Raw genomic sequence first — 14,549 nt, 5'->3', positions numbered from 1 at the left:
GAGATGCGCGCAGCGTCGTATCTCAAGCATTCGATGCAGCATCAGCGTGATGTATATTGGCGAAATTCGACAGAAAAAGATGCGCCATACACACAAGTAATCTGGCACAAAGCAGATACCCGGCTGAATTATTCAGTCTGCAAACTGCATTTGAGGATACTGCTTCGCTGGCGGGTTTAGGAACGGCGATACTGCGTGTCCAGATAATGAACGAGGGGCACGCGCAGATCGGCCGCAGCCCACGGCGTGCGCGTCTCGGGTGTCAGATCGGTCATCGTCGATTTTCGGTAATGCCCCGCGTCGAAATGCGGCGACGGGTCGATATCTCGGGCGGCCCCGAAGCGCAGGTGGTGCGCGAAGGGATCGCGGTTCGGGCCGATCTCGACACCATAGCGGTCGAGATAGAAGGCGAGATCGAAGTCCGGGTTGGGCGCGAAACGCTGACTGCGCCGGTGGGCGAGGAAATGGGCCAGCGCGTTGGCCCGGCTCGGCAGCCGGTAGGTTCGCGCGTACCAGTGTGGATCGAAATAGCAGACCGGGCGGCAACCGGCACTCTCGCCGATCGTGAGGTAATGCACGAGAGGGTCCCGGTCGGCTCCCTCGAGATACCGGTCGCGATACCAGAGCGGATCGAAGTAGAGGTTCGGCCGCCGGCCCTCGCGCCAACCGAAACGGCAGAAATGCTCGATCGGCTCCGCCTCCTCACGCATCACGTCGGGGGCTTCGAACAGGTAGAGCGACTCGTCGAACAGCCCGGAGCCGGCGATCAGGCGCCGCTCCCTGAGCAACCGGGCCTGAACGGACCAGGAACGGGCAGCCGCCCTCCATCGACGAAGCCGATTGGCCATCACATCTGTCTCGGCTGAGTCCGCACGGGCTTCTGCGCGGCGAGGAAACCGGCCCGGCCGGCCGATCGGTCCGCAGGGCAGGCCGCTGCGCCCCGACCGATTTCGGAGCAGGGTTCATCGGGGCCGGGGCCAGAACCGCCTCCGCATCGCGGGGCGTTCGGCGCTGAGAAAGGTCTCAGCGCCGAAGCGATCGTCACGCGGTGCGGCTGAGGCCGAGACGTGCCCGCCAGCCGGTACCCGGCTGCCGCTGCGCCTCCCAGATGTCGGCCTGACGCTCCAGTTGCGCCCGCACCGTTCGCAGCTTGGCCCCGGCAATCACGTAGGGCGCACAGCCCCCCTCATGCGCCATCGCCGCGAAGGTCGGGTGCAGGATCAGCGGCGCTCCGCCGTTCTCGAAGAAGCCGCGGTTGTCCACGTCGAGATAGCTTTCCGTCGGCAGCCCCTCGGCCAGTAGGAGCGCATGCCGCTCCAACTCGACGTGCAGGTATTCGACCGACGTGACCTCAACCCGTGTGATCGTGCGGTCGTTGACGAGGCAGATCGCGGGGATGAGAACGCCGTCGCAGTAGAGGCCGTGGCCGGGCGAGACGATGAGGTCCCGCACTGGCAGGCCCTGACCGAAGGCGCCGGCGGCGATCCGCACGGGGTGAGCGGTGGTGGGCTGCGGATGCGTCCGCAGATCGAGGAAGCGACGGCCGATCCAGCGTACGGTGGCGACGGCGCCGTCGGCGAGGCTCACGACATCGCCGGGCTGCAGGTGCTCGATCGCGCGCTCGCCATCCGGCGTCGCGATGCGGGTGCCGGGCGTGAAGCAGATGACGGGACCGGTACCGCCGGTGGCCCCGGTGCCGCCGGTGGCTCCTGTGCCACCGGTCGCTCCGGTGCTGCCCGTGGCTCCTGTGCCACCGGTCGCTCCGGTTCCGCCCGTGGCTCCCGTGCCGCCCGTTGCTCCCGTGCCGCCCGTTGCTCCGGTGCCGCCCGTTGCTCCGGTGCCGCCCGTTGCTCCCGTGCCGCCCGTTGCTCCGGTGCCGCCCGTGGCTCCGGTGCCGCCGGTGGCTCCGGTGCCGCCCGTCGCCGCTACTGCGTAATCACCGAGGGCATTATTGGTGTCCGCTGTAAAGCGCGTCCGCGTTGTCCCGGCCGGAGGATTTGATCCGTACAACTGAGTATTCGACAGAATGTATCGATAATTCCCCTGGTCCGTCTCTCCGGGAGGAATGGCATTGCTGGTAAACAATATCATATTCGAATTGTCGAATTGGGTTGCAGTGAGCTGCACCGATTTTCCGGCAAATGCGGCTGGCGCGTCGGCCCCGTAAGTCAAGCTGACCGTGCTACCCGGTCCGTTGACCGTCCCCGTGACGCTGACAGAGTAGGTGGAGGCAGCATCGACTTGGAAATTACCAGATGCCCCGCCGTCATCGGTTCCAAGGAATCCAGGAGCATAGACCGTATTATTAAAATTGATCGGCAGCGCCATTGCGTCCTCTCCCCTTTGTAGAAGAATCTAAATTTCCGACTTTGATTGAACTAAGCCAATTTAAAAGTCGGAAAACTGCGACTCATTCTTGTTGATTATTTATCAGGCGATGCCGCGGATGTGATCAACCCTTCGCCTTCATAAGAAGCATGACGGGAACGCTCATCGCCAGCAATCCCTCCAATCCTATAGTGCGTCTGGAAACTTATCGACTTCCAACGTTCGGATGTCGCTGTGCTGCATCTGCAACATATTTCCTGGGAAAAACGTACGAAAAAAGGAAGTTCGGCAAAGTATGCAGGATGAAATGGCAATTTATCTGCTTCATTTGACCGGTATCGACTGCCTGGAATCCAGGTAGCGACTGCTCAGCGCGCGATAGGCTGCGAGTGCGAGCGGGAGACCGGCCGACTTCAACGAGCGATCGCGCTGAACATACAACCGACAATTCGGTGCAGCGGTCAGCGATCGTCCGACGGACATCTGTCTTGATTTGCAGGCGGGACGTCAGCTTCCCGGTTAGACCCTGACGGCCACTCCCCACGACGGGAAAGGATTGCAACTCGATCCAAAACGCTGGTCCTCAGCCTCCGGATACCGGAATGCGGTGGAGGGCCATCACGCCGATATGTCTCGGCACAAGCCCGGACGGCCTCACCCCCGCAGCCGCGCCACCGCCATCTTCCGCACCCGGCTCGCGTAGAACGAAAGAAACCCGCGCTGGGCGTGGTCGCCGGGGGTGCGCAGGACGAGGCCCGGATCGACAAGCATCCGCCGGCCCGTGGCGGCGGCGATGCGGCGGTTGAGGGTGAGGTGCTCGCAGCGCGTGTAATCGTCGTCGAGATAGGAGCCGAGCCGGTAATCCGCGCCGCGGTAGAGCGTCAGCCCGTTGAAGGCCGAGAGGCAGGTGGCCTCGCGCTCCCGCGTCAGCGCGCTTTGCGCTGGGTAGATCGTGTCGGAGAAGAAGCGGTAATAGCCGAGCGCGCCGCGGCGGTGGCGGGCGATGTCGTCGAGAAGGTACTCGTAGCTCACCGCCTCGTCCTCGTAGGCGAGCAGATCGTAATAGTGCGGCTGCGACGCCGCCGAGACGGCGAACAGGCCCGGACGCTCCAGCTTGGCCAGCGCCGCGAGAACCGCCCCCGCCTCGGGCGGGCGCGCCATGACGTTGTCGATGTCGGCGACACAGACATAGGCGGGCGCCGGCCCCTGACCGTCGAGCACGCGCTTGAGATGTTCGCGGCCCCGGGCCATCCGCGCCAGCCGGCCGCGGATGTCGGACATGAAGGCGGTGGGGACATGGCTGAGTTCGCCCCGCGCCTGCGCCGCCCAGAGCTGTGCCCCGGTGCCGTCACGGGAGTCGTTTTCGCCGACGAGGGCGCGGCAATCGAGCCCCGCATCCCTCAGGGAGGACAGGAAGCGCAGGAAGGCGGGGAGGGTGGCCGCACAATTGCGCGCCAGGGCCAGCACCACGATGTCGGGGCGCTCCGCATCGACGGGGTCTTGCAAGGAGTCTTGCACGGGCCCTTGCACCGGGTCGCTCATCGCGCGGCTTCCTTCGGGGTCTTGGGGAGGGCAGGGGATTGGGCGGTACGCCCGGCCGTCCGGCAGGCGCAGGGGGCTTGAGCCGCGATCTCGCGCTGCGGATCGAGGGTAAGCGTCCGGTTGAGCGACCAGAGTGTGCCGGCGCAGTTCTTGGCATCCCACCACGGGTTGGGCCGGCCGGTGCGGGCGCGCCAATCGACGCTGTTCCCGCTCACCGTCACGGTGTGGCAGGGCTCGGCGTACTGGTTCCAGACCGAGATGCCGACATTGGTGAAGAGCTGCGGCCGGGCGATCACCACGTTGTCGGCGATGGTCATGTGGCTGCCGCTGGCCACGGCGATCCCGTACTGGCCCGGATCGATCAGCAGGTTGTCGCGGGCTTCCAGATAGGCGCCGCCGCCGTCGCCGAGCATGATCCCGCCGCCGGATTGGCTCGGACCGCCGCCGACGAGGCGGTTGCGGCTGACCAGGATCGGCCGGCCCGGCTCGCCGCGCGATTGGAACAGGCTGATCGCGTCCTCCGGCACGCCGCGGCCGGGCTCGTTCTCGCCGATGTTGCACGAGATGCCGTTGCCGGGCCCCTTCACCTTGTCGAACTGCACGAACTGGCCGGCGGGGATCGGCCCGCGGACGTTGCGCACGCTGTTGCAGCGGACCTCGACCCCGGTGGAGGAGAGCGCGCGGATGCCCGAGAGGGTGTTGTCGATCCGGTTCTCCTCAATGGTGACGCCGTCGCTCCCCTCGACATAGATGCCGACATCCCCGGTGTCGCGGATCGTGAGATTGCGGATCGTCACGTTGCGCGAACGCTCGATGCGCACCCCCTCGCCGCCGCACGGCCCGAGGTCGAGGTTCTCGATCGTCCGGTCGGAGACGTCGCGCAGCACGAGGCAGGGTCCGGACGGGTCGCTGACGGTACGGCGGCTCTCTTCGGCACGGGCGGGCGCAGCGGGCCAGGGCGCGAGGAGCGCGAGACCGGCGAGTGCGCCCAGGGACATGCCCCGCACCCGTCCGGGCCGGAACGGCGTGTCGGGCGGGAGGGCGGCAACCTGCGCCCGGAAGATCATCGCGGCGCCGATGCCGATGCCGATCAGCGTCCAGAACGGAATCGCCAGCATTGGCCCTTCCAGGGCGACGTCGAAGCTCGCATCGATGACGATCGAGGCGACGTAGCAGGCGATGAACAGGAAGAAGCTCTCCCATTTCCGCTCGCCCATCCGGCGCGCTCGCCAGAAGGCGGCGAGCATGGCCGCCATCCAGACGGCGCAGGTGAGGAGCCACAGGGCGAGGCCGGGCACGCCGCTGCGGGCGAGGTAGGTCATGTGGATGCTGTGCGGGCTGCGCAGGGTCGGCCCGCCATTCTCCAGCCCGACCACGTAGCCGTCGGTCTCGGCCAGATTCGGCCCGAAGCCCTTGCCGGTCCAGAAATACGGCCCGTTCACGGTGTAGCCGACGATGGTGTTCCACCAGCGCAGCCGCCACTGCTTGGTGTCGTCGAGGTTGCCGCCGCTGCTCGGGGCGACGATGCTGACGATGTTGTTCACCACCGCCGCGGCGCTGACCGGCCGGTCGCTGTTGGGCAGTTCCACCTCGACATCGAGGGCGGCGGCAGCGCCCAGAAGACCGGCGCCGAGGATCAGCGTCGCGGCCATCCGCTTCCATTGCCCGACCGCCAGAAGGGCGAGGCAGACCGGCACCGCGATCGCCAGCATCGAGCCGCGGTTCTGTGCGGCGGCGAGCACCGCGCCGAGGCCGACGAAGGCGACCCAACCCGGCCCGACCCGGACGAGGCCGACCAGCGCCAGAACGCAGGCACCGGTCAGATGGGCCGAGAGTTCACCCGCCCGCGCCGCGAAGAACGGCACGTCGCCGAGGATGAAGGCGATGATCGCCATTGGGATCGCGATGCGCGCGAGCCAGCGGAACATCCGCAGCAGGGTCCCGAGCCGGCGCGGATCGTCGAGCAGGAGGGCGATCATGACGAAGGCGTAGCCGCCATAGAGCGCGACCGCGCCGTCGCGCAGGGCATCGACCCGGTATTCGCGCAGGCCGGTCAGCGTCCGCAGCAGCACCCAGCCCATCAGCGCGGCCAGACAGAGTGCGGGTGCGGTGGCGAGCCCAGCCACGAGGTTGATGCCCGATCGCGCCCGCAGCGCGGCGAGCAGCCCCAGCAGGAACAGCAATTCGCCGGCATAGAGCGGCGGCAGGCCGAGATAAGCGAAGCTCTTGCCGAAGATCATGTACCCGGCAAACGCGATGCCGAGCGCCGCCAGAAACAACTCCGCAAGGCGGCTTTCCCGCGACAGGGCCGGGACGGTCGTCGTCGCTGCCATCAACACCCGCCCATCGACAATCGCCACCGGTTCAGATCGGGGAGAAGTCTTGCGGGCGGCGCACCTCCTGACAATCGAGGCCGGCGGCGCATCGGGAGCGCGCCGGCCCGTACTTCCGACGTACCCCGAACGATCGAGGAATCGTCGCCGCCTCTCCCGATGTCCGCGTGGTGCCTGCGCCCGCCTCGTCTAGGGTCGCTCAGGCCTCCTTCCGGCCGCCTTTTCCATCGCCTCGCCCTCACCCGGACACAGCATGCCCGCCCTCCCGCGCGACCTCCGTGCCCTGGCCGGCGCCCGCCGCGCTGTTCTCGGACGAAGGGTTCTTGCGCGGGGGGCGGCCGGCCCGGCGCTGTCGGTGGCCGATCAGGCGCTGGTGAGCGCCTGCAACTTCGCCACCACCATCGTGCTGGCGCACGCGCTCGGCCTTGAGGCTTTCGGCCTGTTCTCGACGGCCTGGATCGCGGTACTGCTTACCGTCAGCCTGCAGCTCGGCCTCGTCGTCTGCCCGATGATCAGCATCGGGCCGGGCCTGGGCGACGAGGCGCGGCCGGCCTACTACGCGATCGTCCTCGTCCACGAAGCCGCCTTCCTGACGCTCGCCGGCGGGGCTGTCGCGATCGGGCTCGCCTTGGCGTTCGGCGACCGGGCTTTGGGGCTCGCGGCGGGCGTGGCCTGCGCCGCCCACCTCGCCCAGGATTTTTGCCGCCGCTACCTGTTCGCCCGCGGGCGGCCCCCGGTCGTTCTGGGGATCGATGCGCTCAACCAGGGGATCAAGGTCGCGGGCCTGATCCTGCTCAGCCGGGCAGGGATGCTCTCGCCGACCCGCGCCCTGGAGGTCGTCGCGGCCTCGGCCGCCCTGTCCTGCCTCTGCGCGATCCCGTTCCGGGGTGCGCTGGCGTGGCGGGCGGGCGAGTTCGGCGCAGCGAGCCGGCGGCAATGGCATTCCGGCCGCTGGCTGGTGCTCACGGGATTGATGCAGTGGCTGAGCGGCTATGGCGGCCTGCTCGTCGCCGGAGCCCTGCTCGGCGTGACGCTGATCGGCGTGCTGCGCGCGGCGCAGAGCATCCTCGGGGTTCTCAACCTGATCCGCGACGCCCTTGAGAACATCGTCCCGCCGATCGCCGGCCGGGCGCTGGCGCAAGGCGGCCTCCACGGTCTGCGGCCGGTCATCGGCGTCACCGCCGCCATCGGCTTTGCCGGAGGCCTGAGCTTCACGGCGCTTCTGGCGCTCACCGGCAAGAGCCTGCTCGCGGCGGCGTTCGGGCCGGACATGGCGGCCTATGCCTGGGTGGTGGCGTGGTACTCGCTGCTGTTTCCGGTCTCGCTCGTGTCCTTCGCGCAGATCTGCGCGTTTCGCGCGCTGGAGCGGACCGGTGCGGTCTTCGCCGCGACGGCCGCGGCGGCGGCCCTCAACCTGGCCCTGGTCTACCCGGCGGTGCGCGGGTTCGGCATCGAGGGCCTGCTCGGCGTGGCGATCACGAGCGAAGTTCTGGTGTGCCTCGTCCTCGCCGGCTTGCTACGGCGCGTTCTGCGGGCCCCGTCAGGCACACTCGGCAGCCTTCAGCCGGCCTGAAATGTGCGATCCCAAAGGGATCATCCCTTTGGCGGGGCGCCGGGGCAGCGCCCCGGCTTCCCTTCACCAGGGCTCTGCCCTGGACCCGCGAAAGGACTTGTCCTTTCGAAACCCGGATTCAGGCGGCGCAGCACCGAGTCACAGCCGCAGTGTGCCCCCGGCGATCTCCGCGTGCATCGCCGAGTCGATCCGGCGGTAGGCGCCGTCGCGGTCGATGTAGAGCGGGTCGTCGGTCCGGGCGGGGTCGAAGCCGTCCTCGGCCAGCGCGACCTTCTTCTGCTTGAAGGTCTCGGTGTGGCCGAGTTCGTCGCTCAGGCGCAGGAACAGCGGCCGGGCATAGGCCGGAAGCCGGGTTTTCATCTCGGCGTGCAGCTGCGCGAGGTCGAAATCCGGCCCGACCGCGAGCGCCGCCATGCCGGCCCGGCCTTCCGCCCCCGGCACGGACACGCCGTAGACGTTGGCCTCGCGCACGCCCGCGACGCGGTGGAGCGCCTCGGCGACCTCGGTGGTGGCGACGTTCTCCCCCTTCCAGCGGAACGTGTCGCCGATCCGATCGACGAACGTGAAGAAGCCCTGCGCATCTCGGCGCATCAGGTCGCCGGTGCGCATCCAGGCATCATTGGGTTCGATCACGTCGCGCAGCACCTTGCGCGCACTTTCGGCGGCGCTGGTATAGCCCTCGAACGTGTATTCCGCCCGCTCCGAGAGCCGGCCGAGCAATTCGCCGGCCTCGCCGAACTCGGCCGGGATGCAGCGCCCCCGCGCGTCGCGCGCCGGCAGGCCCGTGGTGACGTCGTGGCGGACGATCAGGGCCGGCGAGCGCCGGGCCATGAAGGAGGGCACGCGCCCCACCGCGCCGACCCGGCCCTCGACGTTGTAGAGCGAGAGGGTGCCCTCGGTCGCGGCGTAGAATTCGAGGATGCGGGGGATCGCGAAGCGCGCCTGGAACGCCTCCCAGACGTCCGCGCGCATCCCGTTGCCGGTGCAGAGCCGCAGGCGGTGCCGACCCTCGGCGGGGTCGGGGGCGGCGAGCGTGAGATAGCGGCACAGCTCGCCGATATACTGGAACAGGGTCGCCCCGCTCTCGGCCACGTCGGCCCAGAACCGGCTGGCGGAAAATTTCTCGCGGATCACCACCGAGCCGCCGCCGAGCAGCACCGAGCCCGGCGCCACCACGCCGCCGACGCTGTGATAGAGCGGCAGGCAATCGTACATGCGGTCGTCGGGCGTCGGGTCGATCAGGCCGGCGAACCAATGGGTCCACATCATCACTCGGTGGTGGCTCACCCGCGCCGCCTTCGGCAGGCCGGTGGTGCCGGAGGTGTAGATCAGCAGCGCGGGATCGCGCAGCGTGACGGAGGGCGCCTCGTCGGGCCCGAGCGGAGCCTCGCGAAACCCCGCCGACGCCGCGGCGAACGTGTCGTTCGCGTCCGTCCCCTGCCACACGATCTCCGGCGGCTCGGCGAGATGGGGCAGAGCTCCCTCTAGCACCTCGGCGAGGTCGGCGGCGGCGATGACGAGGCGAGGGGCGGCGACCGTAAGGCAATGGGCGAGGCCGGCGCCGCGCAGGTGGGTGTTGAGCAGAGCCACGCAGACGCCGACGCGGGTGAGCCCGAGCCAGACCGCGAGATAATCCGGGCAGTTCCGCATCAGGAGGGCGACGGTGTCGCCCTTGGCGAGCCCGCGCCCCAGCGCCCAGCGAGCGTAGCGGTTGCGGCGGGCGGCGAGCTCCCGATGGCTCAGGGTCTCGTCCCGGCCGATCAGGGCCGGCGCGTGCGGGCGCTCGGCCGCGACGGCGTCCAGCACGAGGGGGAAGATGCGCTCCGGGCTCGCGTCGATCCGCGCCGTGCGGGCCAGGGCCCCGAGCCAGCCGGCGGTGGAGGAGGGCCGGGGCGGCGGGGCCGCGCTGTCCGGTTCCGGGCGCCCCTCGAGCGGATCGGGGGAGGGCGCTGCGGCGAAAGTCTGGTCCATCGCGGGCGCTCTCACGCGGCGAGCGCGACGCGGTCCGAGACCAGCGCGAGCCAGTTGTGAAACAGCCCGGCGGCGGCTTCCTGCCAAGCGGCCGGACGGGGCAGGGTCTCGGCCATCGTCGGGAAGTCGGCGTGCAGGGCGGGCGAGCGATAGGCCCGTGCCACCGCGGCGAAGGCGTCGAGACGCAGGACAGCCTCGTCGATGTAGTAATTCTCGGGCAGCGCGGGCGGGGTGTCCCGCTCGCCATCGAGGAAGCGACCGATATCCCGGCGGTACTCGCGGGCGAGCGTATCGCCGTCATATTCCGGATGGCCCTGGAGGAAGACCATCGAGGCACCGCGCTCGCGGACGAACAGATCGACCCCGACCTGTTCGGAGCGCCGCAGGACGCGGTAGCCGCGGGCGGTCAGCGCCTGTTCGGGCAGATCGTTCCAGCGCGAATGCGGCACCGGCACGCTCGCTGGCATTCCCGCGAGCAACGGATGGTGGGCGACCGCCGTGCAGGCATAGATGCCGGAATGCTTGGTCGGCAGCGGCCGGCGCTCGATGCCATCGAGGTGCAGCACGGCCGCATGCGCGGCCAGACACGAGAACAGGGTCGGGACGCCGCTCGCATCCACCCAATCCACCACCGCTGCGAGCGCCGGGAAGAACGGCTCGTCGGCAAGACGCTTGGCCTTCGGCTCGGCGCCGGTGACGACGAGGGCATCGAGCCCGGCTCCGGCCAACGCATCCTGCGCCTCGTAGAAGCGTTCGAGATGGGCACGGGCGAGGGGGCCGCGCGGGACCGTATCGAGGCTGAACAGGCGCAGCTCGACGCTTGAGCCGATCAGACGCCGGAACTGGCGTTCCGTCTGCACCAGGGCGCTGTCGGGCATGTTGTTGAGGAGGCCGACGCGAAGCTTTGGCTGCGCCGGCTCGTGCCACGCGATGCCGCCGACTGCGCCGAGATCCAGCTCCGCCGCGGGCAGGCTCACGGGTTGGATCGGGGTGCCGTAATCCAGCATGGCGGGTCTCCTCCGGACGCGATGGGGAAGGGTTCAGGCCGCGAGTGCGGCGGGGGCCACGGCGGCGAGCGCTTGGTCGAGGTCTTCGAGGATGTCGTCGATATGCTCGATGCCGACGCTGAGCCGGATCGTCTCCGGCAGCACGCCCGCGACCCGCTGCTCGTCGGGGGTCATCTGCCGGTGCGTGGTCGAGGCCGGATGGCAGGCGAGCGACTTGGCGTCGCCGATATTGACGAGGCGCTTCACCAGCTTCAGCGCGTCGTAGAACGTCTTGCCGCCCGCGAACCCGCCCGCAACGCCGAAGGTGAGGAGCGAGGAGCCTTCGCCCTTCAGGTACTTGCGCGCCATCGGGTGGTTCGGGCTGTCTTCGAACCCGGCATAGTTCACCCAGGCGATCTGGGGGTGCGCCCGCAGGTGCTCGGCGACCTTGCGCGCGTTCGCGACATGGCGCTCGACCCGCAGCGCGACCGTCTCGATGCCCTGAAGCAGCAGGAAGGCCGACATCGCCGGCAATACGGCGCCGGTGGTGCGCTGGTAGACGCTGCGCGCCCGCGCGGCGAAGGCACCGCGGCCGAAATGGTCGGCGTAGACGAGGCCGTGATAGGAGACGTCCGGCCGCGTGAACATCGGGAAGCGCTCAGCCTGCGCCGTCCAGTCGAAGCGCCCGGAATCGACGATGATGCCGCCGAGCGTGGTGCCGTGGCCGCCCATGAACTTGGTGAGCGAGGCGATGACGATGTCGGCCCCGTAATCGATCGGCCGCATCAGGATCGGGGTCGGCACGGTGTTGTCGACCGCGAGCGGTACGCCGTGGGCGTGGGCCACGGCCGCCAGGGCCTCGATATCGCAGATGTTGCCGGCCGGATTGCCGATCGATTCGCAGTAGACGGCGCGGGTGTCGCCATCGATCAGCGCCGCGATATCCGCGGCCCGATCGCTCGCGGCGAAGCGGCAGGTGATGCCCTGGCGCGGCAGGACGTGGGCCAGCAGCGTATGCGTCGTGCCGTAGAGCTGGGGCACCGCGACGATGTTGCCGCCATGATCCGCCAGGGTGGCGATGGCGTAGTGGAGTGCGGCCTGCCCCGACGCGACGGCGAGCGCCGAATGGCCGCCCTCCAGTTCCGCCACGCGCCGCTCCAGCACGGCGACCGTCGGGTTAGCGATCCGGCTGTAGCGAAAACCCTCTTCCTCCAGGTTGAAAAGGGCGGCGCCGTGGTCGGCGCTGTCGAAGGCGTAGGCGACGCTCTGATAGATCGGCACAGCGACCGCGTGCGTGGCCGGATCGTGGTCGAAGCCGGCATGAAGGGCGATCGTTTCGCTGCGCATGTCTTGAAGCTGTCCCGAAACCGCGGAGTTGAGACCCTGAGCGCAAGGCTTGGACCAGACTTGACCGTACCGGAACGGGATGACAGCTTGCGAGACTTAGTGAAGGCGAAACTTCGACAAGTCTTGATCGATGACTTCGATGAGGGGGAAATCGCCCGGCAGACGTCGGCTCCGGCCGCACGGCTCCGTCTTTCCGGCCTAATCTCTGTTGCCCGGCCCCTGTCTCGAAACGGGGCAGGCGTGCCAAATCGGCTCTAGTCTTGATACGGCGGAAGATCGGCTGAGATTCGACAGTCTTCGCCGGCCCTCGCGTTAGTCATAACCGCACAATCGACTTGTCATGCGATCGGAGCCGTGATTTCCGATAAGCTCGGCGCTTCCGGAATGGTCCCGAACGCCCGCTCCCTTTGTCATCAACGCGTTCTCGAGCGCCGAACCGGCGCCCCGTTTCGGCGGAGAGCGCTACAGCGAGGATGCCGTGTCGACCACAGCGATGATTCCGTCCGTGACCTCGGGCGAGCTGCGCGCCGCCCCGATCGAACCGAGCTGGATCCACGAGGGACGGCCCGTGGCCCGCAACACCATGCTCTCGCGCAGCGCCGACGGCATGGCCTGGACCCTGGTCTGGGACTGCACCGCCGGGCGGTTCGAGTGGCACTACGACATCGACGAGACGATCCACTTCATCGAGGGCTCGGCCACGATCAGCGACGGCCTCTCCCCGCCCAAGACCTTCCGGGCCGGCGATGTGTTGTTCATTCCCCGCGGCGCGGTCTGCCACTGGCATGTCGAGAGCTACGTGCGGAAGGTCGCCTTCTGCCGGAAGACGCAGCCGAAGGTCGTGGCGCTCGCCCTGCGCGCGGCCGGCAAGGCCAAGCGGATGCTGAGCCGCCGCTCCGGCGCCGGCAGCGCGCTCGAAGCCGCCTGAATGCATCGAGGCTGGAGCCTCAGACGCCGGCGGTCGCCTCCGCGGCCTTGGCTTTCGTTCCGCTCTGTCTTCGGAAGGACGGGTCGTCCTCCCGAACCCGCTCCACGGGGCGCTCTTCGCGCCCGGCTGGCGGTGCCACCGCTCTTCGAGCGATGGCCGGTTCAGCACATCCCGGAGGCTCGGCCGCGATGACGACTCCCGATCACGACACCTCGCCCCCCGACACCTGGACCTTCTTCGAGGGCGCGTGGCACCCCGGCAATGTCCGGATCATGGGGCCGCGCACCCACGGTGCGTGGCTCGGCTCGACGGTGTTCGACGGCGCCCGCGCCTTCGAGGGCGTCACGCCCGACCTCGACCTGCACCTCGCCCGGGTCAACCGCTCGGCCACCGCCCTCGGGCTCACGCCGAAGGTCGGGATCGAGGAATGGGCCCGGCTCGTCGCCGAGGGGCTGACGCGCTTTGCGCCCGACGCCGAACTCTACATCAGGCCGATGTACTGGGCCGAGAGCGGGTTCGCCGGCGGCGTGCGCTTCGATCCCGCCTCCACCAACTGGTGCCTGTCGCTCTACACGGCGCCGATGCCGTTGCCGTCGGGCGTCAAGGCGACGCTCTCGCCCTTCCGCCGCCCGTCGATCGAGGTCGCCCCCGTCGATGCCAAGGCCGGCTGCCTCTACCCCAACGGGGCGCGGGCGCTCACCGAGGCTTTGTCGCGCGGCTTCGGCAATTGCCTGATGCTCGACGGGCTCGGCAACGTCGCCGAATTCGCCAACGCCAATGCGTTCTTCGCGCGGGACGGGGTGGTCTACACTCCGGTCCCGAACGGGACGTTCCTCGCCGGTATCACCCGCGGCCGCGTCCTCGCGCTGTTGCGCGGGGCCGGCGTCACGGTGGTGGAGAAGACGCTAAGCTACGAGGACTTCCTCAGCGCCGACGAGGTCTTCACCGCCGGCAACTTCGCCAAGGTCGCCCCGGTCACCGGGCTCGATGACGTACGCTTCGAGCCAGGGCCGGTGTTTCGCCTCGCACGCCAGCTTTACTGGGATTTCGCGCACGGGCGGCTGTCGTAGCGGCACAAAGCTCAAGCTTTGCAGCCGCCACAGACACATCTCGGTCAGCAACTCAGACGGCGGCGCTCACGGCGACCGAAGGTCTGGTAGTGCGCAGCTCCGGATTCCATCTGGCCCCGTCGGACCGCGCGGAGCACGTCCGGATTGCAGCGCAGATACTCGCGCTCATCGAAGCCGTAATCGCGCCGGCCATAGCCACGACCACCATAGCCACGGCCGCGGTCCTCGTCGTCGTAATCGCGGCCACCATAGCCACGGCCGCGTTCTTCGTAGCCATAGTCACGGCTGCCGTAGGGCTGGGCCGAGACTGAGGCGATGGATCCCATCAAGCCCAGGCCTACGGCCGCCACTGCATAAATCGCCTTCATATCGGGTGGTCTCCTCATCAGCCGCTAGGAACGCGACGAAACGAATTTTGGTTCGCAGTGGGGGCCGAACGGCCATGCTTGTGTCTCGCATGCTTCGCCCGAA

General features: G+C 68.6%; 11 protein-coding genes. 3 read left to right on the top strand and 8 right to left on the bottom strand.

The window, feature by feature from the left end; genetic code table 11:
• Positions 1-176: 176 nt before the first annotated feature.
• From OVA30_RS19605 to OVA30_RS19590, 4 genes are all read right to left on the bottom strand, one after another.
• Entirely contained in the window at positions 177-848 is a 672-nt protein-coding gene (locus tag OVA30_RS19605; RefSeq protein ID WP_268176484.1) for a hypothetical protein, read from the bottom strand.
• A gap of 193 nt (positions 849-1,041) precedes the next feature.
• Positions 1,042-2,010 (bottom strand): Hint domain-containing protein, encoded by a 969-nt coding sequence (locus OVA30_RS19600; protein WP_268176482.1) that lies wholly within the window; start codon positions 2,008-2,010, stop codon positions 1,042-1,044.
• Positions 2,011-2,982: 972 nt separating this feature from the next.
• On the bottom strand, positions 2,983-3,870 hold the full coding sequence (locus OVA30_RS19595) for a glycosyltransferase family 2 protein (protein WP_268176481.1): 888 nt from the start codon (positions 3,868-3,870) through the stop codon (positions 2,983-2,985).
• Entirely contained in the window at positions 3,867-6,203 is a 2,337-nt protein-coding gene (locus OVA30_RS19590) for a right-handed parallel beta-helix repeat-containing protein (protein WP_268176480.1), read from the bottom strand. Before OVA30_RS19590 ends, OVA30_RS19595 begins: the two co-directional genes overlap by 4 nt.
• Before the next feature lie 253 nt (positions 6,204-6,456).
• Between OVA30_RS19590 and OVA30_RS19585 the strand changes: the two genes are divergently transcribed.
• Complete coding sequence (locus tag OVA30_RS19585) at positions 6,457-7,776, top strand: lipopolysaccharide biosynthesis protein (protein ID WP_268176477.1); 1,320 nt, start codon at positions 6,457-6,459, stop codon at positions 7,774-7,776.
• Positions 7,777-7,914: 138 nt separating this feature from the next.
• Here OVA30_RS19585 and OVA30_RS19580 read toward each other — a convergent pair whose 3' ends face one another.
• From OVA30_RS19580 to OVA30_RS19570, 3 genes are read right to left on the bottom strand one after another with little or no spacing between them, the layout of a single operon-like run.
• Positions 7,915-9,747: a long-chain-acyl-CoA synthetase gene (locus OVA30_RS19580; protein ID WP_268176475.1), complete on the bottom strand. Its 1,833-nt coding sequence runs from the start codon at positions 9,745-9,747 to the stop codon at positions 7,915-7,917.
• 11 nt (positions 9,748-9,758) lie between these two features.
• Positions 9,759-10,754: a homoserine O-succinyltransferase MetA gene (gene metA / locus OVA30_RS19575; protein WP_268176474.1), complete on the bottom strand. Its 996-nt coding sequence runs from the start codon at positions 10,752-10,754 to the stop codon at positions 9,759-9,761.
• A 33-nt stretch (positions 10,755-10,787) separates the two neighbouring features.
• Positions 10,788-12,080, bottom strand: coding sequence for an O-acetylhomoserine aminocarboxypropyltransferase/cysteine synthase family protein (locus OVA30_RS19570; protein WP_268176473.1), 1,293 nt, complete (start codon positions 12,078-12,080; stop codon positions 10,788-10,790).
• Positions 12,081-12,573: 493 nt separating this feature from the next.
• Here OVA30_RS19570 and OVA30_RS19565 point away from each other — a divergent pair, with 493 nt between their 5' ends.
• Together OVA30_RS19565 and OVA30_RS19560 are read left to right on the top strand one after the other, a co-directional pair.
• Positions 12,574-13,008, top strand: coding sequence for a cupin domain-containing protein (locus OVA30_RS19565; RefSeq protein ID WP_056505522.1), 435 nt, complete (start codon positions 12,574-12,576; stop codon positions 13,006-13,008).
• A gap of 188 nt (positions 13,009-13,196) precedes the next feature.
• The gene (locus OVA30_RS19560; RefSeq protein ID WP_268176471.1) at positions 13,197-14,078 is read left to right on the top strand and encodes a branched-chain amino acid aminotransferase; all 882 of its coding nucleotides are present in this window, start codon (positions 13,197-13,199) and stop codon (positions 14,076-14,078) included.
• A gap of 44 nt (positions 14,079-14,122) precedes the next feature.
• On the opposite strand, the gene OVA30_RS19555 is transcribed toward OVA30_RS19560, so the two are convergent.
• Positions 14,123-14,446, bottom strand: a complete 324-nt coding sequence (locus OVA30_RS19555; RefSeq protein ID WP_003604914.1) for a hypothetical protein — start codon at positions 14,444-14,446, stop codon at positions 14,123-14,125.
• Positions 14,447-14,549: the final 103 nt, after the last annotated feature.

The organism is Methylorubrum sp. SL192 (assembly GCF_026672325.1).
GTDB classification, from domain to species: Bacteria; Pseudomonadota; Alphaproteobacteria; order Rhizobiales; family Beijerinckiaceae; genus Methylobacterium; species Methylobacterium extorquens.
Note: the sequence above shows the minus strand (reverse complement) of the source record. Positions and strands in the feature narration are given on the sequence as shown.